The sequence below is a fragment of the Catenuloplanes sp. NPDC051500 genome (assembly GCF_044454585.1).
Classification (GTDB): Bacteria; Actinomycetota; Actinomycetes; order Mycobacteriales; family Micromonosporaceae; genus Catenuloplanes.
On sequence record NZ_JBITDX010000009.1, the window covers coordinates 253,858 to 280,715 of the forward strand.

At 71.1% G+C, this 26,858-nt stretch carries 29 protein-coding genes and 1 riboswitch; of the genes, 13 read left to right on the plus strand and 16 right to left on the minus strand.

Translation table 11 applies throughout. The features are described from left to right. Positions 1-145: 145 nt before the first annotated feature. Positions 146-349 carry a cold-shock protein gene (locus ACIA8K_RS20505; protein ID WP_396061348.1) on the minus strand — a complete coding sequence of 68 codons (204 nt, stop codon included), beginning with the start codon at positions 347-349 and terminating at the stop codon, positions 146-148. Positions 350-672: 323 nt separating this feature from the next. Further along, positions 673-736, plus strand: a riboswitch (cobalamin riboswitch). Positions 737-822: 86 nt separating this feature from the next. Here ACIA8K_RS20505 and ACIA8K_RS20510 point away from each other — a divergent pair. From ACIA8K_RS20510 to ACIA8K_RS20520, 3 genes are read left to right on the plus strand one after another with little or no spacing between them, the layout of a single operon-like run. Further along, the gene (locus tag ACIA8K_RS20510; protein WP_396061351.1) at positions 823-2,814 is read left to right on the plus strand and encodes a magnesium chelatase subunit D family protein; all 1,992 of its coding nucleotides are present in this window, start codon (positions 823-825) and stop codon (positions 2,812-2,814) included. Position 2,815: 1 nt separating this feature from the next. After that, positions 2,816-3,418: a cob(I)yrinic acid a,c-diamide adenosyltransferase gene (cobO, locus tag ACIA8K_RS20515; protein WP_396061354.1), complete on the plus strand. Its 603-nt coding sequence runs from the start codon at positions 2,816-2,818 to the stop codon at positions 3,416-3,418. Beyond that, positions 3,412-4,809: a cobyrinate a,c-diamide synthase gene (locus tag ACIA8K_RS20520; RefSeq protein WP_396061357.1), complete on the plus strand. Its 1,398-nt coding sequence runs from the start codon at positions 3,412-3,414 to the stop codon at positions 4,807-4,809. The genes cobO and ACIA8K_RS20520 overlap by 7 nt, the downstream gene beginning before the upstream one ends. On the opposite strand, the gene ACIA8K_RS20525 is transcribed toward ACIA8K_RS20520, so the two are convergent. Next, complete coding sequence (locus ACIA8K_RS20525) at positions 4,746-5,162, minus strand: hypothetical protein (protein ID WP_396061650.1); 417 nt, start codon at positions 5,160-5,162, stop codon at positions 4,746-4,748. The genes ACIA8K_RS20520 and ACIA8K_RS20525 overlap by 64 nt on opposite strands. Between ACIA8K_RS20525 and ACIA8K_RS20530 the strand changes: the two genes are divergently transcribed. Further along, positions 5,049-5,669, plus strand: a complete 621-nt coding sequence (locus ACIA8K_RS20530) for a cobalamin biosynthesis protein (RefSeq protein ID WP_396061642.1) — start codon at positions 5,049-5,051, stop codon at positions 5,667-5,669. The two genes, ACIA8K_RS20525 and ACIA8K_RS20530, sit on opposite strands and share 114 nt — an antisense overlap. Positions 5,670-5,695: 26 nt before the next feature. After that, a complete protein-coding gene (locus ACIA8K_RS20535; RefSeq protein WP_396061644.1) occupies positions 5,696-6,034 on the plus strand; it encodes a hypothetical protein in 339 nt (112 codons plus the stop codon). Positions 6,035-6,086: 52 nt separating this feature from the next. Here ACIA8K_RS20535 and ACIA8K_RS20540 read toward each other — a convergent pair whose 3' ends face one another. Together ACIA8K_RS20540 and ACIA8K_RS20545 are read right to left on the minus strand one after the other, a co-directional pair. Further along, on the minus strand, positions 6,087-6,869 hold the full coding sequence (locus ACIA8K_RS20540; protein ID WP_396061360.1) for a hypothetical protein: 783 nt from the start codon (positions 6,867-6,869) through the stop codon (positions 6,087-6,089). Between the two features lie 55 nt (positions 6,870-6,924). Next, the gene (locus tag ACIA8K_RS20545; protein ID WP_396061363.1) at positions 6,925-7,461 is read right to left on the minus strand and encodes a carboxymuconolactone decarboxylase family protein; all 537 of its coding nucleotides are present in this window, start codon (positions 7,459-7,461) and stop codon (positions 6,925-6,927) included. A gap of 22 nt (positions 7,462-7,483) precedes the next feature. On the opposite strand from ACIA8K_RS20545, the gene ACIA8K_RS20550 reads away from it, so the two are divergent. From ACIA8K_RS20550 to ACIA8K_RS20560, 3 genes are all read left to right on the plus strand, one after another. Beyond that, positions 7,484-7,975, plus strand: coding sequence for a MarR family winged helix-turn-helix transcriptional regulator (locus tag ACIA8K_RS20550; protein WP_396061366.1), 492 nt, complete (start codon positions 7,484-7,486; stop codon positions 7,973-7,975). Continuing rightward, positions 7,972-9,399: a polyprenol phosphomannose-dependent alpha 1,6 mannosyltransferase MptB gene (gene mptB / locus ACIA8K_RS20555; RefSeq protein WP_396061369.1), complete on the plus strand. Its 1,428-nt coding sequence runs from the start codon at positions 7,972-7,974 to the stop codon at positions 9,397-9,399. The genes ACIA8K_RS20550 and mptB overlap by 4 nt, the downstream gene beginning before the upstream one ends. A 108-nt stretch (positions 9,400-9,507) precedes the next feature. Then, positions 9,508-9,909, plus strand: coding sequence for a hypothetical protein (locus ACIA8K_RS20560; RefSeq protein WP_396061371.1), 402 nt, complete (start codon positions 9,508-9,510; stop codon positions 9,907-9,909). 206 nt (positions 9,910-10,115) lie between these two features. Here the strand turns inward: ACIA8K_RS20560 and ACIA8K_RS20565 are convergent, their stop codons facing one another. Beyond that, positions 10,116-11,009, minus strand: a complete 894-nt coding sequence (locus ACIA8K_RS20565; RefSeq protein ID WP_396061374.1) for a LysR substrate-binding domain-containing protein — start codon at positions 11,007-11,009, stop codon at positions 10,116-10,118. A gap of 216 nt (positions 11,010-11,225) precedes the next feature. On the opposite strand from ACIA8K_RS20565, the gene ACIA8K_RS20570 reads away from it, so the two are divergent. Next, positions 11,226-12,434, plus strand: a complete 1,209-nt coding sequence (locus ACIA8K_RS20570; protein ID WP_396061376.1) for an FG-GAP repeat domain-containing protein — start codon at positions 11,226-11,228, stop codon at positions 12,432-12,434. 221 nt (positions 12,435-12,655) lie between these two features. Beyond that, complete coding sequence (locus ACIA8K_RS20575; protein ID WP_396061379.1) at positions 12,656-12,982, plus strand: TraR/DksA family transcriptional regulator; 327 nt, start codon at positions 12,656-12,658, stop codon at positions 12,980-12,982. Between the two features lie 113 nt (positions 12,983-13,095). On the opposite strand, the gene ACIA8K_RS20580 is transcribed toward ACIA8K_RS20575, so the two are convergent. The 8 genes from ACIA8K_RS20580 to ACIA8K_RS20615 all read right to left on the minus strand — a co-directional run bounded on the left by ACIA8K_RS20580 (position 13,096) and on the right by ACIA8K_RS20615 (position 20,178). Continuing rightward, on the minus strand, positions 13,096-13,827 hold the full coding sequence (locus ACIA8K_RS20580) for a hypothetical protein (protein WP_396061382.1): 732 nt from the start codon (positions 13,825-13,827) through the stop codon (positions 13,096-13,098). A 36-nt stretch (positions 13,828-13,863) separates the two neighbouring features. Then, the gene (locus ACIA8K_RS20585; RefSeq protein WP_396061384.1) at positions 13,864-14,223 is read right to left on the minus strand and encodes a VOC family protein; all 360 of its coding nucleotides are present in this window, start codon (positions 14,221-14,223) and stop codon (positions 13,864-13,866) included. Between the two features lie 56 nt (positions 14,224-14,279). Next, positions 14,280-15,365 (minus strand): NAD-dependent epimerase/dehydratase family protein, encoded by a 1,086-nt coding sequence (locus ACIA8K_RS20590; protein ID WP_396061387.1) that lies wholly within the window; start codon positions 15,363-15,365, stop codon positions 14,280-14,282. Between the two features lie 50 nt (positions 15,366-15,415). Further along, the gene (locus ACIA8K_RS20595) at positions 15,416-16,039 is read right to left on the minus strand and encodes a hypothetical protein (protein ID WP_396061389.1); all 624 of its coding nucleotides are present in this window, start codon (positions 16,037-16,039) and stop codon (positions 15,416-15,418) included. A 5-nt stretch (positions 16,040-16,044) separates the two neighbouring features. Next, on the minus strand, positions 16,045-16,917 hold the full coding sequence (locus ACIA8K_RS20600) for a carbohydrate ABC transporter permease (RefSeq protein WP_396061392.1): 873 nt from the start codon (positions 16,915-16,917) through the stop codon (positions 16,045-16,047). After that, the gene (locus tag ACIA8K_RS20605) at positions 16,914-17,816 is read right to left on the minus strand and encodes a carbohydrate ABC transporter permease (RefSeq protein WP_396061395.1); all 903 of its coding nucleotides are present in this window, start codon (positions 17,814-17,816) and stop codon (positions 16,914-16,916) included. The genes ACIA8K_RS20600 and ACIA8K_RS20605 overlap by 4 nt, the downstream gene beginning before the upstream one ends. Before the next feature lie 65 nt (positions 17,817-17,881). Further along, complete coding sequence (locus ACIA8K_RS20610; RefSeq protein WP_396061397.1) at positions 17,882-19,144, minus strand: ABC transporter substrate-binding protein; 1,263 nt, start codon at positions 19,142-19,144, stop codon at positions 17,882-17,884. A gap of 14 nt (positions 19,145-19,158) precedes the next feature. Next, positions 19,159-20,178, minus strand: a complete 1,020-nt coding sequence (locus ACIA8K_RS20615; RefSeq protein WP_396061400.1) for a hydroxyacid dehydrogenase — start codon at positions 20,176-20,178, stop codon at positions 19,159-19,161. Positions 20,179-20,309: 131 nt separating this feature from the next. On the opposite strand from ACIA8K_RS20615, the gene ACIA8K_RS20620 reads away from it, so the two are divergent. Further along, entirely contained in the window at positions 20,310-21,410 is a 1,101-nt protein-coding gene (locus ACIA8K_RS20620) for a substrate-binding domain-containing protein (RefSeq protein ID WP_396061402.1), read from the plus strand. On the opposite strand, the gene ACIA8K_RS20625 is transcribed toward ACIA8K_RS20620, so the two are convergent. Then, positions 21,407-21,970, minus strand: coding sequence for an HD domain-containing protein (locus tag ACIA8K_RS20625; RefSeq protein ID WP_396061405.1), 564 nt, complete (start codon positions 21,968-21,970; stop codon positions 21,407-21,409). The two genes, ACIA8K_RS20620 and ACIA8K_RS20625, sit on opposite strands and share 4 nt — an antisense overlap. Before the next feature lie 65 nt (positions 21,971-22,035). Continuing rightward, a complete protein-coding gene (gene egtA, locus ACIA8K_RS20630; protein ID WP_396061408.1) occupies positions 22,036-23,259 on the minus strand; it encodes an ergothioneine biosynthesis glutamate--cysteine ligase EgtA in 1,224 nt (407 codons plus the stop codon). A gap of 544 nt (positions 23,260-23,803) precedes the next feature. Between egtA and ACIA8K_RS20635 the strand changes: the two genes are divergently transcribed. Then, the gene (locus ACIA8K_RS20635; protein ID WP_396061410.1) at positions 23,804-25,393 is read left to right on the plus strand and encodes a protein kinase; all 1,590 of its coding nucleotides are present in this window, start codon (positions 23,804-23,806) and stop codon (positions 25,391-25,393) included. Between the two features lie 43 nt (positions 25,394-25,436). Continuing rightward, positions 25,437-25,571 carry a hypothetical protein gene (locus ACIA8K_RS20640; RefSeq protein WP_396061653.1) on the plus strand — a complete coding sequence of 45 codons (135 nt, stop codon included), beginning with the start codon at positions 25,437-25,439 and terminating at the stop codon, positions 25,569-25,571. 22 nt (positions 25,572-25,593) lie between these two features. Here the strand turns inward: ACIA8K_RS20640 and ACIA8K_RS20645 are convergent, their stop codons facing one another. Further along, positions 25,594-26,742, minus strand: a complete 1,149-nt coding sequence (locus ACIA8K_RS20645) for an oxygenase MpaB family protein (RefSeq protein ID WP_396061412.1) — start codon at positions 26,740-26,742, stop codon at positions 25,594-25,596. Positions 26,743-26,858: the final 116 nt, after the last annotated feature.

A 26,858-nucleotide genomic window follows, 5' to 3' on the forward strand; every position in this document is an offset into this window, starting at 1 on the left:
CTTGAAGCAGTGACGATCATCATGCCGTGGGTACGGCTCGGATACGCAAAAAGCACCGGCAGCGATGAACACTGCCGATGCTCTGGTGAAGCAGGTCTAGGGCACCGCTCGGCCCGGATGGCTACGGGCGGTGGAAGGGGGTTACTTACAGCGGGCGGATGTCCGCGGCCTGCGGGCCGCGCTGGCCCTGCGTGATCTCGAACTCGACTCGCTGGTTCTCGTCGAGCGAGCGGTAGCCGCTGGACTGAATCGCCGAGAAGTGAGCGAAGACGTCGTTGCCGCCGTCGTCAGGGGTGATGAAGCCGTAGCCCTTGTCCGCGTTGAACCACTTGACGGTGCCGACAGCCATGTACTTCTCCTTGCCAAATCGAACCCCGCGTCGTGCGGGGTCGTAGGTAATGGGCCCGCAACTCACGAACCCGTCTGTTGCATTTCTGGCCCCCCGCAAAAAGCGCCCGCGGTCGTGATCCCGCAGGCGCTGCCGAACTCTCGGAAGAGAGAGTCAAAACACTGGGAACCAAAACTGCAACGTTGCGATGCTAACACGGTTACAGGCCCGCACCAGATGAATCAGCGTGAAAACTCGCGTTCACGCAGCCCCTCCCGTAACCCCGCGTTGACGTGCCCCTCAGGGGTACGCGAGCATGACCGGCGAGCGGATTGCGGAGGAAACCCGGTGTGAGTCCGGGACGGTCCCGCCACTGTGACCGTGCGGCCCCGCCGCACGGGAGTCAGGTCACTCCGGCCGCTCGTACCGACCACCAGCGCGGGCGTGGACACCCGCGGAAGGGACTTGAGCATGCGGCCGCCTCTGAGTGCGGAATGACCGTCCCCTACCCGTTCTCGGCCGTCGTCGGCCTCGACGATCTACGGCAGGCACTTCTGCTCACCGCGGTCTCCCCGGCGATCGGCGGGGTGCTGGTCCGCGGTGAGAAGGGCACGGCCAAGTCGACGGTGGTCCGCGCGCTCGCCGCGTTGCTGCCGTCGATCGACGTCGTCCCGGGCTGCCGCTTCGCCTGCGACCCCGCCGCGCCGGACCCGTCCTGCCCGGACGGGCCGCACACGCCCGCCGGGGTCGTGTCGCGCCAGGCTCCGCTCGTGGAGCTGCCGGTCGGCGCCACCGAGGACCGCGTGGTCGGCACGCTCGACCTCCAGCGCGCGCTCGCGGACGGCACCAAGGCCTACGAACCCGGTCTGCTGGCCGCGGCGCACCGGGGTGCTCTCTACGTCGACGAGGTCAACCTGCTGCCGGACCACCTGGTCGACCTGCTGCTGGACGCCGCGGCCATGGGCCGGGCGCACGTCGAGCGGGACGGCGTCTCGGTCAAGCACGCGGCGCGATTCCTGCTCGTGGGAACCATGAACCCGGAGGAGGGCGAACCGCGCCCGCAGCTCGTCGACCGGTTCGGCCTGGTCGTCACCGTGGCCGCGCCGCGCGAGGCGGGCCAGCGTGCGGAGGTGGTGCGCCGGCGGCTCGCCTACGAGGCCGATCCGGCCGCGTTCGCCCTCCGCTGGGCGGCCGACGAACGAGACCTGGCCGGCCGCATCGTGACGGCGCGTGACCTGCTGCCGTCCGTGGCGTTGCCGGACGCGGAGTTGGACCGGATCGCCCGGATCTGCATCGCCTACGCGGTGGACGGCATGCGGGCGGACATCGTGGTCGCCCGCGCCGCTATCGCGCTGGCCGCCTGGCGCGGGAAGACCGTGGTGAGCGGCGACGAGGTACGGGACGCGGCGCGGCTGGCACTGCCGCACCGACGCCGCCGGGACCCGCTCGACCCGCCGGGCGCGGACGAGGAGAAGCTGGAAGAGGCGCTGAACGAGGCGGGCGCGGACCAGGACCCGCCGGAGCCGCCCGAGCCGGACGGTTCTGACGGCGGTCCGGACGACGGCGGTCCGGACGACGGCGGTGGACCGGCTGACGGCAGCCCTTCGGCGGGACCGGCCGGCGGCCCGGAGGCAGCGCCACCGTCTCAGGCGCCCCCGAAGAACGGCTCGCCCGAGACGTCCACGCCCCCGGCCGGCCCCGGCAAGGACCAGAAGGCGCAGCCCGCGCCGGTCGGTTTCGCCTTCCGCCCCAAGGCCTTCACTGTCACCGGCCGCGGTGAGGGCGCCCACGCCGGCCGCCGCTCACCCGCGTTCGCCCGTCGCGGTCGCGTGGTCGGTGCGCGTTCCCCCCTCGGCCGCCGGAATTTCGCCCCGCACCTCCCGGCGACCCTCCGCGCCGCGATCGGCCGTGGCAGTCGTACCGTCGAGGCGGTTGATCTTCGGGAGGCCGTGCACGTCGGCCGCGAGGCGAACCTCGTGCTCTTCGTGGTGGACGCGTCCGGGTCGATGGCGGCCCGGCAGCGCATGCGGACCGTCAAGACCGCGGTGCTGTCGCTGCTTCGCGACGCGTACCAGCGCCGGGACCGGATCGGCATGATCACCTTCCGGGGCGGCGAGGCGACCACAGTGCTGCCGCCCACCTCAAGCCACGAGGTCGGCGTCGCCCGGCTCGCGGAGCTGCGCACCGGCGGGCGTACCCCGCTCGCGGCCGGCCTGCGCTCCGCCGCCACGGTGATCGCCGCCGAACGCCGCCGTGACCCCCGCCGCCGCCCGCTGCTCGTGGTCGTCACGGACGGCCGGGCCACAAGCGGCCCCGACCCGCTCACCGTCACACCCGCGCTGGCCGGCACGGCGGCAGTTGTCGTCGACTGCGAGTCCGGCCCGGTCCGGCTCGGCCTGGCCCGGCGGCTCGCGGGCGCGCTCGCCGCGGACTGGATGCCGCTGGACCGGCTCTCCGCGTCCGCGATCTCGGTAAGGACGGCCTGACATGCCGCAGGGCAAGGTGGAGAGCGTTCCGGACGACGGGCTGACCACGCGCCAGCGCCGCCGCCAGCAGGTGCTGGCCGTGCACACCGGTCCGGGCAAGGGCAAGTCCACTGCCGCGTTCGGGATGGCGTTGCGTGCCTGGTCCGCCGGGTGGCCGATCGTGGTGTTCCAGTTCGTGAAGAGCCCGAAGTGGAAGGTCGGCGAGGAGACCGCGTTGCGCGCGCTCGGCGAGGTGCCCGGCGGTGCGCCGGTGACCTGGCACAAGATGGGGGAGGGCTGGTCCTGGATCCAGCGCCCCGGCACCGAGCGGGACCACGCGGCCGAGGCCGCCCAGGGCTGGGAGCAGATCAAGAAGGACCTGGCCGCGGAGGCGTACCGCTTCTACGTGCTCGATGAGTTCACGTACCCGATCAAATGGGGCTGGGTGGACATCGACGACGTGGTCTCGACGCTGCTCGCCCGGGGTGGCAACCAGCACGTGGTGATCACCGGCCGGGACGCGCACCCCGCGCTGCTGGAAGCGGCCGACCTGGTCACCGAGATGACGAAGATCAAGCACCCGATGGACGCGGGTCGCAAGGGCCAGCAGGGAATCGAATGGTGAGCATCCCCCGGGTCGTCATCGCGGCGCCCGCGTCCGGACACGGCAAGACCACGGTCGCGACCGGCCTGCTGGCCGCGTTCGCCGCCCGCGGCACCCGCGTCGCCCCCTTCAAGATCGGGCCGGACTACATCGACCCCGGCTACCACGCGCTCGCCGCCGGCCGCCCCGGCCGCAACCTGGACGCGGTGCTGGCCGGCCCGGAACGGGTGGCGCCGCTGTTCGCACACGGCGCGGCCGGCGCTGACCTGGCGATCGTCGAGGGCGTGATGGGCCTCTACGACGGCCGCGTCGGCGAGGGCGACTTCGGCTCCACCGCCCACGTGGCCGGCCTGCTCGGCGCGCCGGTCATCCTTGTCGTCGACGCGACCGCGCAGGGCCGGTCCGTCGCGGCCGTCGTGCACGGCTTCCGCTCGTTCTCCACAGGCGTGCACATCGGCGGCGTGATCCTCAACCGGGTCGGCTCCGACCGGCACGAATCGCTGCTGCGCGACGCCTGCGAGGAGGTCGGCGCGCCAGTCCTCGGCGTCCTCCGCCGCCACGACGCGGTCGCCGCGCCGTCCCGCCACCTCGGCCTCGTCCCCGCGGTCGAACGGCACGCCGAGGCCGCCGCGTCCGTCGAGGCGCTGGCGTCGCTGATCGCGTCGTCAGTGGACCTGGACGAGGTGCACGCGCTCGCGTCGTCCGCCGGCCCGCTCCCGGTCACCGCGTGGTCACCGTTCGACGAGGTATCGGCCGCCGCCTTCCAGGTCCCCGGCGGCACTGTCACCGAATCACGGCCGGTCATCGCGGTCGCCGGCGGGGCCGCGTTCAGCTTCGGCTACGCCGAGACCACCGAGCTGCTCGCCGCCGCAGGCGCGGAGGTCGTCACGGTCGACCCGATCCACGACGAAAAACTCCCCGAGGGTACGCGGGGGCTGATCATCGGCGGCGGCTTCCCCGAGGTCTACGCGTCCCAGCTCTCCGCGAACGTCTCCCTCCGCACCGACGTCGCCCGCCTCGCCGCGGCCGGCGCCCCGATCGTCGCGGAGTGCGCCGGCCTGCTCTGGCTGGCCCGCTCGCTCGACGACGCCCCGATGTGCGGCGTCCTCGACGTCGAGGCCGCGATGACCCCGACGCTCACGCTCGGCTACCGAGACGCGGTCGCGCTGGCCGACAGCGTGCTCGCCCCGGCCGGCACCCGCGTCTCCGGCCACGAGTTCCACCGGACCATGGTCAGCCCGCGCTCTGGCCTGCTGCTGGCCCCGCAGGCGGAGGCGGCGTGGGCGTGGCGCGGGGCCGAGCCGGAAGGGTTCATCGCGGGAAACGTGCACGCCTCCTACCTGCACCTTCACTGGGCCGGCCAGCCGGGCATCGCGTCGCGCGTGGTCGCGTCCGCCGCAACTGTGGAATGAGCGGGGAGCCGGGCCGCGCGGGTCGCAATGAGGCGCCGGATTCTGTCAGGCTCTCCGATGGCGATGGCGATGCCGATGCCGATGCCGATGGCGATGCCGATGCCGATGCCGATGCCGATGCCGATGCCGACGGCTACGGCGGTGCCGGTGGCGACGGCGGTGGCCCGATGATCGAGTCGCGTCGCTATGCGGTCGGCGTCGGGGTCCGGCCGCGGGCGACAGTTGGCGAGGTGTGCGCGCTGGTCGACGCGGTGATCACGGATCATGCGATTCCGCTGGAAGCGGTCGTAGCCCTGGCCACCCTGGATCGTCGTGCCGATCATCCTGCCGTCCAGGCACTCGCCGCCGCTCACGGCTGGCCGGTGGTCGGCTACACCGCCGACGAACTCGCCGCGATCGGCACACCCGGCCCTTCGCCCCGCGTGCAAGCGGCGGTCGGCGCCCCCAGCGTGGCCGAGGCCGCCGCCCTACTCGCTGCCATGTCGACCCCATCACCCGCGGCCGTGGTCCCGTTACTTGCGGCGCCGTCGACTGCGGTCCCGTCACCTGCGGTCCCGTCACCTGCGGTCCCGTCACTTGCGGTCACGTCACCTGTGGTGCTGTCGGCCGTGGTCCCGTCACTTGCGGTCCCGTCACCTGCGGTGCTGTCGGCTGCGGTTCCGTCGGCTGATGCCGGCATCGAGTCGCCTGATGCCGTCGCCGAGTCGTTTAAGGCCGTCGCCGCGTCGCTTGACGCCGCGCCCGCGTCGCCCACGTCGCCTCAGGCCAGCGCCACGTCGCCCACGTCTGCCCGCACCGCGCGCCTCGTCGTCACCAAGCGCACGACCCCTACCGCCACCGTCGCGATCGCGGCCTCATGAAGGAGTCCAGCCCCGTGGGTTGCACGCTGACCGTCTGCCGGGACTGCTGCTGCGGCAGCCGCAAGAAGCACCCGGACGTTGACCACGACTGGCAATTGGACCGCCTGCGCGCCGAACTGACACCCGCCGGTCACCGGGTCAGGACCAGCCTCTGCCTGGACGCCTGCGAGCAGTCGAACGTCATGATCGTGCACCCGTCCCCGGAGGCCCGGCGGCGTGGCGCCCGCCCGGTCTGGTTCGGCCTTGTACTCGACGACGCGATCGCGGACGACATCGCCGACTGGGTAAAGGCGGGCGGTCCCGGCGTCGCCAAGATCCCCGCCCCGCTGGAACTCTCCGTCATCAGAGTCCCCGGCCGCAGCTGACCGCGCCGCGCCGCGCCGACCGCGACAGGGCTGACCCCGACAGGGCTGACCCCTACTTCTGCTGGATCGCCTTCATCGCCTCGTCGTAGTCGGCCACAAGTGCCGGATCCGGCTTGGCTGGTGCCGGGGCCGCGCCGTACCCGTTGAGCGACAGTTCGACGTGGTTGGCCGGCACCGCACCGGCCGCGGGCACGTCGTAGACGAACGTGAGCAGCCGCCCCTCGCCGTCGAGCGTCGCGGTGAACGGGACCGCGGCGGCCGCGTCCCCGAGTTGGGCGAGCAGTTCCGCGGTCGGGCCGACCTTGAGCACGCCGGGCCCGATCTGGGTCAGGTCGACGGTCCCGGCGTAGGTGTGCTCGCCGGTCTCCCGCGCGTCAGTCACCGCGCGGACGGCCGCGGTCGCGCCGATCACGTCGTCGCCGGGCGCCGGGAACGGGATGCCGCCCAGCTCGGTCACGGCCGGGTCGGTGAGCGGCACCCATTTCTGCCCGGTCATCACGTCCGGCAGCGAGGAGGTCAGGTTCTCCACCTGGCTGAAGTCGAGCAGCACGAACCGTTCGCCGCCGACCACCACGTAGTCCGAGGTGAACTGCTGACCCTCGACGCCGGAGTCCAGCTTCACGCGCATCGAGTTGCTCGGCGCGAGCGCGGAGCCCTCGATGACCTGGTAGGTGGTCTTGTGCTTGAACGTGTAATTGCCGTCCAGCAGCGCGACCACCGAGTTGTCGAGCGCGTCGAACGGGTCCGCCGGCACGTCCTCGTCGCCGCCGCACGCGGTGAGCGCGAGCGCGGCCGCCACCAGGACCACCGAAACCGTTCGTAGCTGCTTCTTCACGCGCTGCCGCTCCTGTCCCTAGCCGAGGCCGCCGCGAGCCTACCGTCTCCCTCTCTTACGTGGCGCTGGCCGGTTCTGGATCGATCGGCGCACCGGTGAGCCGGTTCGCGAACGTCGACAGCGTGTAGGTCCCGATCCCGAGCACCACCTCCAGCGCCTGTTGCGGGTTCCATCCGGCGGCCAGGAACAGATCAAGATCATCCGGGGGTACGCCTCCGGCGTGAGCGAGCGCTGCCAGCGTGAACACGCGTACCCCCTCAAGCTGTGGATCGTGGAGGGGTTGACCTGCCTGCAGGGCCGCGATCAGCGAGGCGTCCGCGCCGAGCGTCCGCAGCCGGGTGGTGTGCAGCGCGACGCAGACGTGGCAGCCGTTGCGGACCGCGACCGTCATGATCAGCGTCTCGCGGGCGAGCGGCGGCAGCGAGGTGGACTCGAAGAGCGCGTTCAGGCGCTGAAAACCCTCCAGGAGCTGCGGCGACGTGGCCATCCGCGCGGCGGCCTGCGGCAGGTGGCCGAAGTGGTTCTCGATCGCGCGCAGGTGGCGGCGGGCCGGTTCGGGCGCGGTGTCGGTGGTGTGTGCGGGGAAGTGCATGAGGTCTCCTAGAATCGTCAACGTGGTTGACGAAAAGGTAAACCAGGTTGACGATCGCGTCAACGGCTGGGAATTGCCGCTGCTGCTCTTCGGCGGCTTTCGCACGCTCGTCGACGCGCTGCACGCGGAGTTGGCGCGTGAAGGGCATCCGGACGCGCGCCCGGTGCACGGCTTCGCCATGCAGGCCATCGGGGTCCGCGGGGTCACCGCGACCGAGCTGGGGCGGCGGCTCGGCGTGTCGAAGCAGGCCGCGGGCAAGACCGTGGACAGGTTGATCGCGCTCGGCTACGCGGAACGCGCGGACGACCCCCGCGACGCCCGCCGCAAGATCGTCCGGCTGACCGCGCGTGGGCTGGACTGTCTGGCCCGCTCCGCGCGGATCTTCGACGCGCTGCGTACCTCCTGGGTGGGCACGCTCGGCTCCGCGCGCGTCACGGAGATCGAGACGTCGCTGCGGGCCGTGGTGCCGGCCGAGTCGCTCCGCGTCGACGCACCGGGTTGGATGGGAACGTGAGGCTGCTGGGATTCCTGTCGTCGGCGATGCTGGCGGGCGGCGCGTGGTGGGCGGGCGCGCTTCCGTCCGGGCACCGCTCCGGCCCGCCCGGCCCCTACCTCGCCGGCCTGATCGTGTGCCTGATCGGGCTGGCCGGCTTGATCGTGTGCTGGCTGCGCCTGGCCCGAGCGCTGCCACCGCTGCGATCACTGCTGGTCACCGGCGCGCTCTGGCAGTTGCCGTTCCTGTTCGCGCCGCCGCTGGGCAGTCGCGACGTCTACTCCTACGCGTGCCAGGGCTGGGTGTACACGCACGGGCTCGACCCCTACCTCACCTCACCGCGCGCCGCGGGATGTCCCTGGCTGCCCGGCGTCGCGGACCTGTGGCAGGACGCCACCACGCCGTACGGGCCGTTCGCGCTGCTCATCTCCGGGATCGCGGGTCTCTCCGGGTCGTGGCTGGTGGCGCTGGCCGTGTTGCGGGCGTGCGCGCTGGTCGGGGTGACGCTGGCGGGCGTGGGCGTCTGGCAGCTGGCGTCGTCCGTCGGTGCGGTCGGCGGGGATGCGCGGTTGGCGGTGTGGCTGGGGCTGCCCGCCCCGTTGATCGCGGTGCACGCCGTCAGCGGGGCGCATCATGACGCGCTGCTGGCAGGGCTGGTGGTGGTCGCGCTGGGGTGGGCGCTCCGGGGATCGTCCGGGTTTCTCGTTGCGGCCGGGGTGGCGCTCGGGCTGGCCGCCGCTATCAAGATCACGGCGCTGGCGGTCATTCCGTTCGTGCTGATCCTGGCGCTGCGTGAGCCACGGCGCCCTGCCGCCGCACAGCGCGGCCCGCGTGGACCCCTGCTGGTGACGGGTGGGCTGGCCGGCTCGTTCGGGCTGGTCACGCTGGTGTCCGGACTGGGGTTCGGCTGGCTGGGCGCGCTCACCTCGTCGACCGGCCCGAAGCAGTGGACCTCCGTACCCACAGGTGTGGGCATGGCCCTCGGCTACCTCCTGCGCGCGGCCGGACTCGGCGCCCACGAGGAGGCCGCGCTCACCGTCAGCCGGCTGGGCGGCGTCGTGGCGCTCGCCGCCCTGGGCCTGGTGTGCCTGTGGGGGGCATGGCGGCGGCGTGACGACCCGCGCGCCGTGGTGCTGCGGGCGGGCGTGCTGCTGCTGGCCGTGGTGCTGCTCGGGCCGGTCGCCTATCCCTGGTACTTCCTGACGCCCTTCCCGGTGCTGGCGGCTGCCATGACCTCCGACCGTCAGCTGCGGTGGCTGTCCTACGGGGGCGCCGCCGCCTCGCTTCTCGTGCTGCCGGACGGGCTCGGGATTCCCGCGGTCACCAAGGCGCCGGGGGCGATCGCCGACCTGCTGCTGGTGATCGTCATCGTGGTCGTCGGAATCCGCCGGCTGCGTCAAACGCGCCGCACTCCGGTGGCCGGCGACTCCGGTGCGCTCAGGTGAGGCTGTCGCATTCGGCCTTCGGGACCGCGCCGGCTTTGTGCGTGCCGCGCACACCGGGCACGATCCGAGGCGCACATCGATGTCGGCGTATCGAGAGTGGAGGCGTGCATGCGGGAGATTCTGCCGGGACTCATCGGCGGCGTGGTCGGCCTGGCGGGGGTACTGCTCGGGGCCTGGCTGGGGAGCAGGGGACAGGACCGGCGGTGGCTCCGGGAACAGAAGTTGAAGGCGGCGACGGAGCTGACCACCGCAGGGAGCCACCTCTACGAGTCCCAGCTGGAGGGGGCCGATCAGCGGCGGCTCGCACCCGCCGACCGGGTGGCCTGGCAGGACCGGCTCCAGGCGGGGCGGTCCCAGATCCATCTGCTGTGCGGTGACGACACGCGGGCGGCGGCGGACCGGTTCGCGGGACTGGTCTGGCGGAACGCGGGGGCGGAGACGCAGGACCAGGACGAGGTGGTGAAGGCGCTGCAAGCGCTCACGGCCTGTGTGCGGCGGGAGATCCGCTGAGCAGAGGAGTGCTCTCCCGCACCACCACCTCGGCCTCCACCGGAGAACTCCTCCTGGACGGGGATCGGCGTCAGCCCGGCCCCGCGCAGCCCGTCGGCGAAGCCGCGTTACGGTCCCGCGAGGTCCGGATCCGATCGCCCGGGTGCACGATCGCGAAGTGCCGATAACCGGGATCCACGAGGGTACGGACCCGAGTCTTCAGGAACTCACCGGGCACGCAGGAAGCGGAGGAAGGCGTCGACGTGGGCGTTGCGGGCGTCCCGCCGCCGGGAGACGTGGTACCAGATCGGGGGCGCGCCGCGCAGCGCCACCGTCCGAAGGTCGCGGGGACTGCCGCGGGCGGCCTCGGGATGCAGCGCGAGCGTGGCGCCGGTCGCCCCGATGCTCTGGTAGACGTCCTGGAAGTTGTGAGGGGCGATGTCTATCAGGCGGGCGCCGGCCAGCGGGCGGGTGTCGCCCAACGACCACAAGGACATGAACTCGGCGGAGATGGCCGGGAGGTACAGCATCGGGTGGGCGGCGAACTCCTCGGCGTCGACCTCGCCCCGGCGTGCCAGCGGATGCCGTGCCGGGACCACGCCGATGCGTTCCAGCGGCCACAGCCGGGTCGACACGACGTCGTCGTCCGGCGGTGGCAGCGGCGCCAGCGTGAGGTCCGCCCGCCTGCGGCGCAGCGCGTCCGCGGGGTCCTCGTAGCCGAGCAGGGAGATCACGACCGAGGCGCCGGGGTGTACGGCGCGCAGCGCGAGCGCGGCAGTGCGCAGCTGACGTCGCCGGCCCACCAGCTGGTCGAGACCCTGGACGCCGATCCGCAGCGCCGGGCCGGTGCCGCGCCCGGCCGACAGGGCGATCCGCTCGAACGCGTCCAGAAGGCCGGCGGCGGCGCGGATCAGTGTGTGACCGGCGGGCGTCAGCCCTCCGACGCCGCCGTGGTCGCGGATGATCAGCGGAGCGCCGAGCCGCCGCTCCAGCGTCTGGATGCGCTTGGTCAGCCCGGACGGGGTGATGGCGAGTTCGTGCGCGGCCGCGGTGTAGCTCCTGACGATCGCGAGCACCACGAAGCTGCGAAGCGCTGATACGTCGATGTCGAACCCACCCATGGCAGCCCCGTTCCGCCGGTCGTTCCCTGACCGGGACCGTGATCGGAACGCTATTCGCGATCGTGGCGGGCGGCAGTCACGGACTCGACAACGTCGATGCCGCAATCCGTCTTTCCACATTGGAACAACACGCCGGGGGTACGGCCCCCGCCCGTCCAGACTCGAAGTCACGTGATCGACAGGCCACGTCAAAGGCAGGACGAGCAGGGGGAAGACGTGAACAGAAGGATCTTGGCAAGGGTGGCGGCGGGCGCGGCACTGGTCTGTGCCGCGACCGTGGGCGTCGCACCCATGCCGGCATCAGCTGTCGGCAGCGGCGGGGCGCGCTTCGTCATCAGCGGCTTCGGGCTCAACAACGGCTGGCGGGTGGACCGTCACCCGCGGGTGCTGGCGGACATCACCGGCGACGGGCGCGCCGACATCGTCGGATTCGGCGATGACGGGGTGACGACCGCCGTGTCCCGCGGTGACGGCACCTTCACGACTGTCTTCGGAGCGGTCGGCGACTTCGGATATGCCCAGGGCTGGCGGGTGGGCACGCATCCCCGGTTCGTCAAGGACGTCACCGGCGACGGGCGGGCCGACATCGTCGGCATCGGCAACTCCTTCGTGATGGTGTCGGTGTCGCTGGGCAACGGCGCCTTCGCCGCGCCGCTGTTCATCAACATCGGGTTCGTGGCCGGCTCCACCTATTTCCTGGCGGACGTCAACGCGGACAACCGCGCCGACCTCTACCGGGTCACGAACGGCCGGGTCGACATCGCGGTGGCGCTCGGGAACGGCTCGTTCGCCACACCGATCCTCGCGACGACCGAGTTCACCGTCCCGGGCGGGTTCGACACGCCCAAGGTGCAGGACGTGACCGGCGACCGGCGTGCGGAGTTCCTGGCGTTCTCGGTCAGCGGTCCCATCCACATCAGGTCTACCAGCCCGCTTGCGAACAACACCTATCCGCTGTCCCACCGCGCGCAGGCCGACACCACGAGCACGCCGCAACTCATGGACGCGTTCGCCGACATCACCGGTGACGGCCTGGCCGACATCGTGGCGTTCGGCCAGACCGGGGCCGCGTCGTACTCCGCGACGTCGACCGGCGGGGGCAACTTCCGGGACTTCGCCGTGGCCGTCAACGACTTCGGCGCGGGGACGGGCTGGACCCGCCAGCACCCGCGCCAGGTGATCGACGTCAACGGCGACGCGCGGGCCGACATCGTGGGCTTCGGCCAGCAGGGCGTGTGGATCGCGCTCTCCAACGGCAACGGCACGTTCGGCCCGACCCAGTTGCTTGTCGCGGACTTCGGCTCGGACCAGGCCTGGACCGTGGACCAGCACGTCCGGGTGGCCGCCGACATCACGGGTGACGGGCGCGCCGACATGATCGGGTTCGGGAACGATGGTGTCTACAGCGCGGTCACCACGCCCTGATCGCAGTCGACTGCGCGGCCGGGGGACCATCGCCGGCCGCGCAGCCGCGCGCTCACGCCCGGGGCCCGGCGGGCAGGCACGGGCACGTGATGCAGGCACGGGGGCGGGGGGGGGGGGGCCGTCATTCGACGTCAGGGCGATCGCCGTCACGGGTACAGCCGATGTCGAGCGTGACCTCGATGGGACCGATTCTGACTCTCCAGGCCCAGTAAGCTGCAGGCATGGTCCGCGATGAGTTGCTGCGGCTGCGGGCGAGTGCCGAGGCCGGCGCCGTCACGCTGGCCCAGGACCTGGAGGCGCTCTTCACCGCGTCGCGCGACTCGAACGCCGACGACGAGCACGACCCCGAGGGTACGACAATCGGCTTCGAACGTGCCCAGCTGACCGCGCTGCTCGCCGCCGCCCGGGAGCGGATCGCCGAGGTCGACGACGCGCTCCACCGGGTGGACGCGGGAACCTACGGCGTCTGCGAACGATGCGGCCGTCCCATCGCCCCGGACCGGCTCGCCGCCCGCCCGTTCGCCCGCCGCTGCATCGCCTGCGCGTAGGGCACTGATTGATCACCCACGCATGCCGACCGGTAGCTATATCGTGAAATTTAGGGCACGGAGTGCCCGCGCCGCCCGCCTCGACCGGACAACGGCGGTAAGCCAAAAATGACCTACGTCCTGAGAAGCGCGGCCGCGAAGAGGTCGTCCAGGTGGTCGCCGTGGACGCCGAGCGCGCGTTCGGCGGCCGCGTGGTCGATGCGGTCGAGGCCGCCCGTGACGCGGGTGGTGACGTCGATGTGGGTGAAGCGGGCCGGCCACATGTAGTCGACGAGGGTGCCGCCGGTGAAGAGCGGGGCCATCGCGGTGTGCGTGTCGCGGCTCAGCAGGAACGTGCCGGGGCAGGTGACCGACTCGGCGGCCAGGATCTCGCCGGCACTCACCCCGTCGCGGCAGGTGATGGCGCGCGCGCCGACAAGCGAGTATCCGTAGGGTGGGGCGATCAGCGCGCCGGTCACGGTGAGCGTGCCGAGCACCACGACGCGGGCCTTGCGGTCGAGCACCAGGTTGCCGTCGATGTGCACGTCGCCGGGCCAGACCCGGATCACGCCCTTGTCGAGCGTGACCGGGCCGGCCAGTCGAAGATCCTCACAACTGCCGCGGGGGTACGCCGCGGTGAGCACCCGCAGCGCCGCCCACCGCATCGGCATGTGACTGCTTGTCCAGTGCTGGAACTCGGGCACGCCGGCCAGGTCGACGGGGTCCGGGCCGAACGCCTTGTCGAGCCAGCCGGCGCCGGGGCTGAACGGTGTGTCCCGGGCCGGCATGTCCCGCAGCGACAGGTGTGCCGCCTGCACGCGTGCCCGGTCGAGCGGAAACGCCGTCTCCGGCCACTCTGTCCCCATCGCCGCATTTTAGCCCTGAGCAGGGCGGATGCGCGCCTACTCCACGCAGAGGCAGAACGGATGGCCGGCCGGGTCGAGGAAGACGCGGAACGTGGTGCCGGGCTGGTGGGCATGCTTGGTCGCGCCGAGCGCGAGTACCTGGGTCTCGGCCTCGTCGAGGCTGTCGACCTCCACGTCGAGGTGCATCTGCTGCGGTTTGTCCGTACCGGGCCAGTCCGGCGGCACGAACCGGTTCACCCGCTGGAACGAGATGCACTGGCCGAAGTCCGCGCGGATCTGTGCCCAGTCCGCGCTCGACTCCTCGACCTTCCAGTCGAGCATGGTTCCGTAGAACGCGGCGAGCGCCACCGGGTCGGGGCAGTCGAGCACGATGCTTGGGTAACGAGCGATTGCCATGTCCGACAGGCTAGAGGCGATTCCCGACATCCACTGTCGGGATCGGCGAGAAACACTCAGGACGGGTTGCCGTGGCCCGGGAGCAGGCCGGTGAGCTGCCCGGACCGCGACCGCAGCGCCGCACTGCCGGTGCCCGCGTAATGCGACATGCCGTTGAGCAGCTCGTCCAGCGCGGACAGTGCGTCGTGTTTCGGGGTCCAGCCGAGCGCGGTCGCCGCCCGGGTGCAGTCCAGCAGCGGCACGCCCATCGCGAGGTCCAGCCAGCCGGGGTCGGTGGGCTGCAGCCTGGCCTTCCAGGTCGCTCCGGCCAGGCCGCGCAGGACGCCGCGCGGCACGGAGACCGTCCGGCCGTGCAGGTGGCGGGCCAGCAGCGGCGGGTCCAGGATGGGATCGGCCGCAATGTTGAAGGCGCCCTGCACGTCGGTGCGCACGGCCGCCAGGTAGGCCTCCGCGACGTCGTCCGCGTGCACCGCCTGCACCCGCAGCCGCGGGTGGTCCGGAAGCAGCGGCACCCGGCCGAAGCGCAGCAGCGACACCGGCGGCAGCGGGCCGAGGAACAGTCGCGCGATCCCGGAGCCGGCGTCGTGCTGGAAGATCAGGCCGGGGCGCAGGCGGACGATCCTGGGCCCGGTCGCGGCCTCAAGCATCTGCTCGGTGGCCACCTTGTCCCGGCTGTAGGACGAGCTGGGAATCCCGGTGGTGGGATGTGACTCGTCGACAAGGCTGTCCTTCGGCCCGGGGCCGTAGACGCCGACGGACGAGGCGTGGACCAGGACCGGGACGCCCGCGCGCTGCACGGCCTCGAGGACGTGGCGGGTGCCGTCGACGTTCGTGCGGCGCAGCTGGGTGCGGTCGTGGCTGGGCTGGATCTGCCAGGCGAGATGCACCACGGCGTCGACGCCGTCGAGCCATCCGGTCAACGGCTCGACGACCGCGGGGTCCCCGACGTCGGCCGCGTGCCAGCGGACACCGTCATAAGGCGCACCGGCCCCGACAGTCGGCACCCGCCGCGCCACGCCCGACACCTCGATGTCCGGCTCCGCCGCCAGCCGCCGCAGCAGTGCCGTGCCCATGTTGCCGGTCGCCCCGGTGATCAGAATCCGCATGACCTGCGAGTACCCCGCCAGCCCCGGATCATCCATGCGTGGAGGAGGAGCGGCCACGGCGGGCCGCTCCCATCCGTACCCCCGGCTCAGGCTTCTTCGGGTTCTCGCAGCGAGGCGGCGGAGTTGGCCCAGGCCAGGATCAGCGCGCACCCCGGCAGTGTGGCCAGGCCCAGGATCGGGGCCTGGTTGACCGCCACGGCGGCCGCGGTCAGGGCCAGCAGCGTCAATGCGGTCAGCCACCACCTGCGGACCGCCGCGTAGGCAGAGGTCAGCAGCCCGGCCCAGAACCGCAGGCCGGGCCGCAGCGGCAGGAGAGCGAGCGAGACCACGCCCGCGGACAGGACGAGCACGGAGAGCACCGCGAACAGCGGCACGAGGTAGGCACCGAGCGTGCGATCGTGAAGCGCCACGATGTCCGCGATCAGCACGCCGGTAAGCGTCACGACAAGCGTCCAGCGCAGCAGCGCGGCCCGGAAGAACCGGCGGTAGGCCGCGACGAAGGACAGGTCACCGTGGAGATAGCCGAAGGCCGCCGCGACCGACGGCCCGATGCTCACTGTCAAAAGAAGGAAGAAGAGGGGGTACGACAGGGGCTCCGACACCACTGCCAACGCGAACAGCAGCGGCAGGTTCGCGACCGCAAGCGCCAGGTTGAGGGTCAGCGCGCGCCGCACGAACGACCAGATGAGCTCCCAGGTACCCCAGGACACGTTGATCATTTGAGCCCCGAGGTGGCGATGCCGCGCACGAAGTAGCGCTGCCCGAGCAGGAACACGGTCAGGATCGGCACCACGGAGATCACCGAGCCCGTCATGATCATGGCGTATTCGGCATCGTAGAGGCCGACGAACGCACGCAGGCCGATCTGTACCGTCCACAGGTCGTTGCTGGTCAGGTAGATGAACGGGCCCATGTAGTCGTTCCAGGTGTTGACGAACGTGAGCAGCGCCAGCGAGGCGAGCGCGGGCTTGGACAGCGGCAGGATCACCCGCGCCCAGATGCCGTACTCGGAGAGGCCGTCCAGGCGCGCGGCCTCGCTCAACTCGTCCGGGATGGTGAGGTAGAACTGCCGCATCAGGAACACGCCGAACGCGCCGAACGCCTGCAGCAGGATCAGCGACAGGTGCGTGTCCACCAGGCCGAGCTTCTGCATGATGATGTACTGCGGCACCATGTACGCCTGCCACGGCACCGCGATCGTGGCGATGTAGGCGAGGAACAACGCGTCCCGCCCGGGGAACCGGACCTTGGCGAAGCCGTACGCCGCGAAGCTGCCGGTCAGCACCTGCAACGCGGTCACCGAGACGCTGAGCAGCATCGAGTTGCCGAGGTAGGTCCAGAGCGGGATGCGCTCCCAGATCTCCGAGTAGTTCTCCCACCGCAGCTCCGTGGGAATCCACTGGATCGGGACCGTGAAGACCTCGTTGTTCTGCTTCAGCGACGAGCTGAGCATCCAGGCGAACGGGATCATGACCGCGAGCGACAGGAAGATCAGGAGTGCGTAGCCGAGGATCTTCCCGGCCGGGTTGGTCGCGCGCCTGGTGGGCCTGGGTGTGACCACCTTTGGCGTCGTGAGCAGTGCGGTCATCGCTCACTCCTCTGCTGGATGCGGAACTGGATCAGCGTCACCAGCAGCACGATCAGGAACAGCACCATGGAGATCGCGGACGAGTAGCCGAAGCGCCCCTGGGTGATGCCCTCGCGGAAGATCAGCTGGGACAGCACAAGGGTGGAGCGGCCGGGGCCGCCCTCCGTCATCACCTGCACCAGGTCGAAGACCTTGAAGCTGGAGATGGTCAGCATGATCACGACGAAGAACGTGGTGGGCCGCAGCGACGGCAGCGTGATGTTCCGGAAGCGGGCCCACGGGCCGGCGCCGTCCACCTTCGCGGCCTCGTAGAGCTCCGGCGGGATGGTCTGCAGCCCGGCCAGATAAAGCACCATGTAGTAGCCCATGTCCCGCCACACGCTTGTGAGGATGACCGCGAACAGCGACCAGTCCGACGAGGTGGTCCAGCCGGGCGGGTTGTCGATGCCGATCCCGCGCAGGAACTGGTTGATCGGGCCGAGATCCGGGCTGAACAGCATGTTCCACACCACCGCGACCGCGACGAGCGACGTCACGTAGGGGAAGAACAGCGCGGTGCGGAACAGTCCCACGCCGCGCAACGGCCTGTTGAGAAGCATCGCGAAACCGAGCGCGGCGACAAGCGTGAGCGGGATGTGCCCGAGCGCGTAGAGGCAGGTGTTCTGCAGCGCCACCCAGAAGTTGGCGTTGTTCCACATCCGCTCGAAGTTGGCCAGCCCCACCCACTCCGGCGAGCTGTAGGAATCCCACTCCATGAACGAGAGGGCGAGCGCGGCGACGACCGGGACGAGCGTCAGCGCTGCGAAGCCGATGAAGTTCGGCAGGATGAAGCTCCAGCCGATGAGCGTGGTGCGCCGGCGTCTCCGGGGCTTCTGCGCTGCCGAGGTCAGAACCGCCACGATCACGATCTCCTTTCACGGGTACGGGTGGGAGCCGGCGTGGCGTCGCCGGCTCCCACGCTGTCCTAACCGACCTCGTTCTTGACCCGGTCGTTCATCTCCTTGATGCCGTCCGCGACCGACTTCTCGCCGGACATGATCAGCTCGTGCTCCTCCTTGAGCACCGTGTCCACATCGGAGGACTTGTCGCTGACCGGCATCTCGAGCATCACGCTGGCCGGCGCGAACGCCTTCTTCGCCACCTCGTCGGTCGGCATACCGGCCACGCCCGCGTAGGCGGCGAGCACCGCGTCGTTTGTGAACGACGGGTAGATGCCGATCCTGGCGACCGCTGTCGCACCCTTCTCCCCGGATGCCCACGTCACGAACGTCGTCGCCGCAGCCGAGTTGCGCGCGTTCTTGTTGACGGCGAACGCGGTCGGCGAGCCGAACGTCTTGGTACCCGCACCCTTCGTCGTCTGCGGCAGCGGCGCCACACCCCAGTCCACGTCGTGCTTACCGGCGGCCTTGTCCGCGAGCAGGCGTGCGGAGTACCAGGCGCCCATCGGCAGCATCGCGGCCTTGCCTGTGGAGAACTGGCTGTCGTAGGTCACCTTCTGGCTGTTCGCGGTGCCCCACGGCATGATCGCGCCGGCCGCCTCCAGGTCGAGCGTCATCGTGTACTGGTCGGTCATCCAGGCGTAGTCGCCGCCGAGCTGGTCGCCGCCGGTCTGCGCGGCCGCGACCGCCTGCACCACCGAGCGCCACACGTGCTGGTAGGAGCCGTAGACCTTCGCCGCGCCGTCGCCTGTGGTCTTCGACTTGGCCAGCGCCGCGTACTCGGCCCAGGTCAGGTTCGACATGTCGGTGTCGCCGACAAGCTTCTTGTTGTAATACAGAACCCAGAAGTCCTGCCGGTACGGGAGCGCGTAGTACCTGCCCTCCAGGTCGAGCGCGTCCAGGCCGAGGTAGCTCTCCTTCGGCAGCCCGTTCACCGTGCCGGTCAGGTCGGTGAGCTGGCCGCGGGTGCCGTACCTGGCGTAGTCGGTCACGTTCTTCATGGTCAGCACGTCGGTCTTGTCACCGCCGGCAAGCATCGTCGTGACCTTGTCCGAGTAGTCGTCCGCAAGGATGTCGACCGGCTGGATGTCGATCGTCGGATTGTCCGCCTCGAACGCGTCGAACAGCGCTTTGAACTCCGGCGTCTGCGCGTAGTTCCAGATGGAGACGGTCAGGATCTCCTTGCCGTCCGCGGTCTTGGCCGGTTCGTCACTCCCGCCGCCACAGGCGGTCGTGACCATGAGCAACGCGGCCGAGACCGCTATGCCCTTCATCAGGTGCCTCTTCATGGTGTGCCCCTCGGTTATGCGTGCGTCGTGAGCAGATCGGCGGTGACCTCCGCGTGCAGCGGTTCCCGGGCGAGCCACCGTGCGAGCTCGTCCAGGGCGAAGTCGCTGAGCCGCAGGATCTCGGTGCCGAGAGATCCCGCGATGTGCGGAGTGATCAGGATGTTCGGGACGGAGCGGATCGGGTCGTCGAGCGGCAACGGCTCCGGATCCGTGACGTCGAGGATCGCGAAGAGCCGCCCGGAGCGGGCCTCGTTCTCCAGGGCTTTCGGGTCGATCAGGCTGCCGCGCGCCGTGTTGATGACCGTCGCGTGATCGGGCAGCAGTGCCAGCTCGGCCGCGCCGATCATGCCCTTGGTCTGCGCGTTCTCCGGCGCGTGCAGGGTGAGCACGTCGCAGCGGGGGAGCAGGTCGTGCAGGCCGGTGGGTACGCCACCCGCGCGGCGGATCTCGTCCGGGTCGGCGAACGGGTCCGCCACCAGGCACTGTGCGTGGTCGAGCGTGTCGAGCAGCCGTACCACGCGGCGCCCGATCCGGGAGAAGCCGACCACGCCTATCGTCCGGCGGTAGTTCGAGAGGTCGCCGTAGCCGTTGCGGTGACCCCAGCCCTCGCGCGCGGCCGCCGGGTCCGCGGCCAGGAAGGGTGCCTTCTTCCCGGCCAGGATGATCGCGGCGAGCGTGAACTCGGCGACCGGGATGGCGTTCACGTCCGCCGCGTTGCTGACCCGGATGCCGCGCCGCCACACCTCGTCGCTGACCAGCCCCTGCACGCTGCCGGCCGCGTGAATGACCGCCTTGAGGCTGCGCGCGTGGTGGAGTCGCTCCGCGGTCAGTTGCGGCGCCCCCCACGACGTGAGCAGAATGTCGGCATATTTCAATTTTTCTAGTGATTCTGCGGAATCCAGTTCGTCGATCCGGATCGGATCGCCAAGCAACACCATCCCGGCCAGCCGGTCGAGGCGCGCCCGGTCGAAATGCGCCCGGAACGAGCTCTCGTCCATGACGAGCAGCGCCCGCGGCTTGCCGGGGACTGACACTGGTGCCTCCCGCTCAGATTCGGTAAAAGGTGAGCTGGGTTACATGAATAACGGCAGACGTACATGTAAGCCAGAGGACGTAACCTGCCGGACACAAACGTTCAGACTCGAACACCGTCCATGGAGGCGCCGTGCAGCCGGATCGCATGTTCAACCTGCAGCGGCAGGAACGCCTGCTCGGCGAACTGCGCCGGCACGGCGCGGTCCGGGTCCGGGACCTGGCACGCGACTTCGGCGTCTCCGAACTGACCATCCGCCGGGACATCACCGCGCTCGCCGAACGGAACCTGCTCACCAAGGTGCACGGCGGGGCCACGCTGCCGATCGACTTCGTGCCACAATCACAGCGGCCGCGCCGGGCGCCGACGACGCGGTTCACGATCGGCATGGTCGTACCCTCGCTCGATTTTTATTGGCCTGCGATCGTTGCCGGAGCACGCACCGCCGCGGCCGTGCTGGGGATCAGCATCCAGCTGCGCGGGTCAAGCTACGACCTGGTGGAGGACCGCCGGCAGATCACCCGGCTGATCGAGGCGCAGCAGGTCCAGGGGCTGCTGCTGGCCCCCAGCCTGGACGGCGACGGCATCGACGAGATGGTCGAGTGGATCGGCCGCCTCCCGATCCCGACAATCCTTGTCGAACGTCAGCCGGCCCGCTGGACGCCGACGCCACGCCAGCTCGAATGGGTGCGCAGCGACCACGCGCTCGGCGTCGAGATCGCGGTCCGGCACCTGTGGGAGCACGGCCACCGCAAGATCGGCCTGGTGCTGTCCAAGGGCAGCCCCACCTCGGTCCACCTGGAGCGCGGGTGGCGCGCGGTCTGCACCGACCTGGGCCTGCCGCAGGAGCTGCTGATCCGGGAGTCGGTCGCGCTCGACGCACCAGGCCATCGCGAGATCATCGCGGACATCCTGGCCGAGTGCCGGCGCACCGGGACGCGCGCGCTCATCGTGCACAGCGATCCGGATGCGATGTCCGTCGCCCAGTTCTGCGCGGAGCAGGGCATGTCGATCCCGGACGACCTGGCGATCGTCTCCTACGACGACGAGGTGGCACACCTGGCGGAGCCGGCACTGACCGCGGTCCGCCCGCCGAAGAACCACGTGGGGCGGATCGCGGTCGAGCTGATGGTGTCACGCCTGCTCGAGGGCGAGCGGCGGCCGTCCCAGCAGGTCCAGGTCACGCCGGAGCTGGTCATCCGCAGCTCGTCGATGCCGCGGGTGGTGCGTTAGAGCGCCGCTCCGAGGCGCGCCTGCACGCGGTCCGCGATCGCGCGGATGTGCGGCGTGCGCAGGTGGGCGACAAGCGCGTTCGGCGAACCGGGGCCGTGCCGGTGCAGCATGTCGGTGATCCGGTCCTCGATGCCGAGCGCCTCGCCCTGCGCGCCGACGGTCTGGTCCGCGTAGGTGAGCGCGTCCGACGTGGCGGAGGCCTCGTCCGGGTAGGCGGCCATCTCCGCGTCCAGGCCGCGCACCGAGGCGACGAAGCAGGCGCCGGAGTGGTTGGCGACCAGGCGCGAGACGCGGGACGGCCAGCCGTTGCGGTCGAGCAGGCGGGCGCCGTCTATCGGGTGGAAACCGGTTTCACGGGCCAGTTCGCCGTACCCGATGTCGTGCAGCCAGGCGGACGCGACAAGCAGCTCACGGTCCTCGGCCGGGACCACTGCGGAGATCTGCGCGGCCCGGGCCGCGACGGCCGCGGTGTGCAGCCAGCGGTTCCCCAGGCCGCCGATCACCCGCTCGGCCAGCGTGCGGGCGGCAGCGGCGGTGGGGAGCACCAGAACCGAAGACATCCGCTCACGGTACGACCGGGAATGGGGAACTCCGCCAGTCAGTTCGCCTGCTGTTCACCCAGGTTTCAGTGCGCGGTAGCTGACTCCTTGCTCAGCCTTTCCTCAATCACGCGAATCACCCGCGCGCGGGCCGGGACGTCGAGCGTGGTCCGGTCCAGGCGACGTGCCGCGAGGTCGAGCACCGCATGCGCGGCCCGGGACACGCCTGCGTCCGCGAAGCCGTCCCGCGCGGCCTGCTCCCACCGGCCGGCACCCGGCGCGGCCAGGTCACGGGTCAGCGAGGTGGTCTCGTCGTCCACAAGCAGCGCCGCTATCACAGCGATCGGCGCGATCCACTCGTTGCCCGGCTGCGCGTCCAGGCAGCGGACCTCCAGGTAGCCGCGCGGCCGGATCGGCGGGAACAGCAGCGTGAGGTGGTACTCCAGGTCCTCGGTCGTCGGCGGCGTGTCGAGCGCGCCGTCGATCCAGTCGTTGAACGTCAGACCCCGCGGCGCATCCCAGTCCCGCCCGTCGCGGCGCACGCACAGCAGCGGCGCCGCGAGCGCGTGCCGGGCCCAGGCGTGGGCCGGGTCGTCGCCCAGGTCGATCGCGCGGGTCAGCTCCCGGTCGACGCCGAACCAGGCCCGCATGCGGGCGGAACGCCAGCCGGTGTCGATGCCGCCCTGCCGGTGCGAGGTGGCGAACGCGGCCATCAGCGCGGGACCTGCCGCATAGAGCGCGGCCCAGCGGTCCGCGAGCTGCTGAGACTCGCCCGCGTCCACGCACGCCTGCAGGCCGGCGGTGTTGCACATCATCACGCGACCGGCCTCGCCCGTCCGGTCGAAGGCCTTCTCCAGGGCGTCGAACCTGGGCGTGCGCAGCAGTCGGCGCGGTGACCGCCACGGGTCCAGCCCGTGCTCACCGAGCACCAGTCCTTCGGTCGCGAGCAGCCGGGACAGCTGGCGGCGGTCGCCCTCGGTGGCGGCGTAGAGCGCGGCAAGCGACCGGAACGGCGCCGACGAGATCTCCACCTGCCCGCCCGGCTCGACAGTGACAGGCGTCCCGTTGTCGAGCGTCTCCTGCGGGCTGTCCGGCGCGATTGACGCCGGCGCGTGCGGGCCGAGCGCGCGCCGCAACGTCTCCAGTTCCAGCGGGCGGGCCGGGTCGTCCGCGTGGTGGACCGTGAACTCCAGCTCCGCGCCGATCAGCCGTGACGGCCCGGTCCGGAAGCAGAGCGACGCGATGTGCTCCTCCGCCTGGTCCCGGTCGGTGACCGATTGGTGCGACGGGGTGATGGTGGAAATGGACAAGATCCAAACCTTCCGGGACGCGCGTGAAACAGCGGATTTTTCCCCGTGTGAGGTGCGAGTTACCCGTGTCGATGTGCGAGACCACGCCGCGCTCACCCGTTCCGAGCTGCGGCAACCCACGGGACGTTACCGGCTCACTGCGTTGGGTGACACCCTCTGGCGCGTGCAACTTCCATCGTTATCCGATGGTGACCGGCGATCGCGCAACCCGATCGGGGCGCCCCTCGCGGTGGTCCTTCGGCCCGCACCGAGCGGGCGGCCGGACGATGCTGGGCAGGCCTGGCGCCGCGTCCGTCCCGACCGTGCGCCAGGCCCGCCCATCAAACGACTCAGCGCGGGTGAGCGTGGTTCCGTCACGCGAACGGGGTAAGCAGTGGGCTACGTCACTCCCGCCGTCGTTGATCGACATCGGTCATCGCGGCCCCAAGGTCGGGTAGGTTACCGTGAACACCGGCGAGGACCACGACACGCATCCGGGCTTCATCCCTGATGCGTCGTCGTCATACGTAGTGGGTAGTTTTCATATATGCCAGAAGCCCCCACCATGATCGCCGGACGTTACCGCCTCGGTGAAGAGATCGGCTCCGGCGGCATGGGCCGGGTGTGGCTCGCGCACGACGAGCGCCTTGACCGGGATGTCGCCATCAAGGAGATCGTCCTCCAGACCGGCAGCGAGGAGGACGCGGCGGTCGCCCGTCGTCGCACGCTCCGCGAGGCGCGCGCGGCCGCGCGACTCAACCACCCCGGCGTGGTGGCCGTCTACGACGTGTTCGAGGCGGACGGCAAACCGTGGATCGTGATGGAGCACGTGCCGTCGCGCTCGCTCAAGGAGGTCGTCCAGCAGGACGGCCCGCTCGAGGACCGCCAGGCCGCCGTGATCGGCCTGCAGATCCTGGAGGCGCTCGAGGCCGCGCACCGGGCTGGCGTCCAGCACCGCGACGTCAAACCGGCGAACGTGCTGATCACCGAGGACGGGCGCGTCGTGCTCACCGACTTCGGCATCGCCACGATCGAGGGCGACGCGCTTGTCACCAGCTCCGGCCAGCTGCACGTCTCGCTCGACTACATGGCGCCGGAGCGCGCGCAGGAGGGCCAGGCCACCGACGCGTCCGACCTGTGGTCGCTCGGCGCCACGCTCTACGACGCGGTCGAGGGCCACGCGCCGTTCCACCGGGCGTCAGCGGTCGGCACGCTCACCGCGATCGCTGTCGACCCGCCGGACACGATGGAGCGCCCCACCAGCCTGGCCCCGGTCATCGCCGGCCTGCTCCAGAAGGACCCGGGCAAGCGCCTCTCCTCTGCCGAGGCCGGCAAGCTGCTGCAGGCGGTCGCGGACGGCAAGGCCCCCCGCGCCGTGGCCACGCCTGCCGCCCCGGCCAAAAAAGATCAGAATCAGCCGGGGGTACGCACCGGAGCGCGCCGGCCCGCGCTGCTGATCGCCGCGGCCGCGGTGGTCGTGGTGCTCGCGCTTGTGGCGTTCGTGGTGTTCCGGCCGGACGGGTCGAGCGGCCCGACGAACGACGACAACGTGTCCGCGGAGCAGACCGGGACGCCCGCGCCCTCCTCCGTACCCTCGGAGGCTCCTGCTTCTGCGGCCGCCTCCCCGTCGCCGTCGGCCGCGGCGCCCGCGAGCCCGACCCCGACGCCGACCACCGGGAGCGGCGGTGAGGCGACCGGTGGCCGGCCACAACTGCCCGCGGGCTGGAAGGACTACAAGGATCCGACCGGCTTCTCCGTCTACGTGCCGAACGGCTGGTCGCAGCAGCAGCGCGGCACGATGGTCTACTTCGTCGGCAACAACGGGCGGGTGCTCGGCATCGACCAGACAAAGACGCCCCAGCCGAACCCGGTGGCGGACTGGCGGTCGCAGTCCAGCTCCCGGGTGGCCGGCGGCGACTTCCCGAACTACCGCGAGTTCAAGATCGCCGAGGTGGCGTACTTCCAGAAGGCCGCGGACTGGGAGTGGTCCTACGACGACCCGAACCTCGGCCGTCGCGTGCACGTCAACAACCGGGGCGTGATCACCTCGCCCACCCAGGCCTACGGCATCTACTGGCAGACGGACGACTCCGACTGGGCCGCCGCGCAGGCCGACCTGCAGACCATCTTCGCCAGTTTCGTGCCCGCCTCCTGAACCGCTTGACTTGAAGTGCGGTTGACGTTTGACGCTTGACCGCGTGACGGACTCGATCCTCGATGAGGCATACCGCAGACTGATCGACACCGGACCCGAGCGGAACGGCTGGCTCTCCAACCACGCACCGATGGCGGTGGAGGCGCTGGCCGCCCGCGGTCGCGCCGACGTCGGGTGAGCCCGGATATCCCGGCTTGAGCTCATCCCGTGGTGGAGGTTCGTTCCGCCTCGGCCTTTCCGGCCGCCCGGGCCTGCCGGCTGCGCAGCTGTCGTTCGGCGCGGATCAGCAGGCGCCGACGGCCACCCGGCAGTCGGCCGCCGACCTGCGTGACGGGCAGGTTGATCGCGGCGCGCCACAGGCCGTACCAGGGGAAACGGGGTTTCAGGCCGAGATCGCGCAGGGCGGCCGGGCCGAGCAGCCAGGTGCCGAGCGACAACGCGCGCGCCGGGGGCTCGGGTTCGCCCGCGGCGATCAGCGAGGCGGCCAGCGCCACGCTGTTCGCGTCCGGCGGCGGGTCGTGGGCCAGCAACTGGTAGAGCAGGCGGCGGCCGGTGCGCTCGGTGTGCGGCAGCCAGCGTTCGCCGACGCCCATCAACCAGCCGACGTAGGACCACAGGTGCATGACGGCCGCGCTGTCCGCGCGCGAGACGCGCACGCCGAGCAGTCGCAGGTGGAGCAGGAAGCTGGTGCTGAACACGCCGAGCGTGCTCGCCTGGTCGTACTGGTTGATCGGCACGCCGCGGAAGGCAGTGTCCCAGGCCGGGTCCGTTTCCAGCCGATGGTTGACCATCGCGTGCATGACGCGCACGTGAAGCGACAGCCGATGACCCTCGGCGCCCGCGCGCAGGCCGCCGGGCGCGGTGACTGCCCGCCACCACTCCGTCGTCTCAGCGATCCGGCGCGCGGTCTCACCGCCGGTCAGCCGGCCCGTGCGGACCAGGGGTTCAAGCGCCGCGGCGGTACGGTAACCGCCGAGCAGCGAGCCGTAGGCCAGTACCAGTGTGGCGTCCCAGCCGTAGGAGCGGCACGCCTCCGCACCCCGTTCCAGCAGCGCACCGTCCACCCAGGACGGAGGCGTACGGACCGTGTCGAGGAACTGCGCTATCGGGTGCGGCGCGGGCGCGCCCGGGTCGGCGAGCGCGTCGCGGATCTGCCGGTGCGTGACCGTGTGCTCCGCCAGCGCGCGGGCAAGCACCGCGCCGGGCTCGTCGCGCTCGAGCAGCGCCGCGCGCAACGCCGCCAGGTCGCCGGCGCTCGGCCGGGCGCCGGGGCCGGCCGTCAACCGCAGCGGGCGGGCCGCGCGTTCCGCCCACTGACCGCCCGCTCCGAACCGGGCTGGGGTGACCATTCCATGACCATAAGTCACGTCGGCGCCACGCGCCCGGCGAACGTCGTCGTTGATCGACAGGCATCGTTGACCTGGCGACCGCGGGGAGGCCGCGAAGGCCTCCCCGGGCGCGAACC

Coding starts and splice junctions, on each gene's coding strand:
- ACIA8K_RS20520 (WP_396061357.1), top strand. CDS start 3,412: ATGGTGAGCATCCCCCGGGTCGTCATCGCGGCGCCCGCGTCCGGACAC.
- ACIA8K_RS20560 (WP_396061371.1), top strand. CDS start 9,508: ATGCGGGAGATTCTGCCGGGACTCATCGGCGGCGTGGTCGGCCTGGCG.
- ACIA8K_RS20590 (WP_396061387.1), bottom strand. CDS start 15,365: ATGGATGATCCGGGGCTGGCGGGGTACTCGCAGGTCATGCGGATTCTG.
- ACIA8K_RS20565 (WP_396061374.1), bottom strand. CDS start 11,009: ATGGGTGGGTTCGACATCGACGTATCAGCGCTTCGCAGCTTCGTGGTG.
- ACIA8K_RS20610 (WP_396061397.1), bottom strand. CDS start 19,144: ATGAAGAGGCACCTGATGAAGGGCATAGCGGTCTCGGCCGCGTTGCTC.
- cobO (WP_396061354.1), top strand. CDS start 2,816: ATGCCGCAGGGCAAGGTGGAGAGCGTTCCGGACGACGGGCTGACCACG.
- ACIA8K_RS20645 (WP_396061412.1), bottom strand. CDS start 26,742: ATGGTCACCCCAGCCCGGTTCGGAGCGGGCGGTCAGTGGGCGGAACGC.
- ACIA8K_RS20625 (WP_396061405.1), bottom strand. CDS start 21,970: ATGTCTTCGGTTCTGGTGCTCCCCACCGCCGCTGCCGCCCGCACGCTG.
- ACIA8K_RS20635 (WP_396061410.1), top strand. CDS start 23,804: ATGATCGCCGGACGTTACCGCCTCGGTGAAGAGATCGGCTCCGGCGGC.
- ACIA8K_RS20575 (WP_396061379.1), top strand. CDS start 12,656: ATGGTCCGCGATGAGTTGCTGCGGCTGCGGGCGAGTGCCGAGGCCGGC.
- ACIA8K_RS20580 (WP_396061382.1), bottom strand. CDS start 13,827: ATGGGGACAGAGTGGCCGGAGACGGCGTTTCCGCTCGACCGGGCACGC.
- ACIA8K_RS20505 (WP_396061348.1), bottom strand. CDS start 349: ATGGCTGTCGGCACCGTCAAGTGGTTCAACGCGGACAAGGGCTACGGC.
- ACIA8K_RS20585 (WP_396061384.1), bottom strand. CDS start 14,223: ATGGCAATCGCTCGTTACCCAAGCATCGTGCTCGACTGCCCCGACCCG.
- ACIA8K_RS20510 (WP_396061351.1), top strand. CDS start 823: ATGACCGTCCCCTACCCGTTCTCGGCCGTCGTCGGCCTCGACGATCTA.
- ACIA8K_RS20545 (WP_396061363.1), bottom strand. CDS start 7,461: ATGCACTTCCCCGCACACACCACCGACACCGCGCCCGAACCGGCCCGC.
- ACIA8K_RS20600 (WP_396061392.1), bottom strand. CDS start 16,917: ATGACCGCACTGCTCACGACGCCAAAGGTGGTCACACCCAGGCCCACC.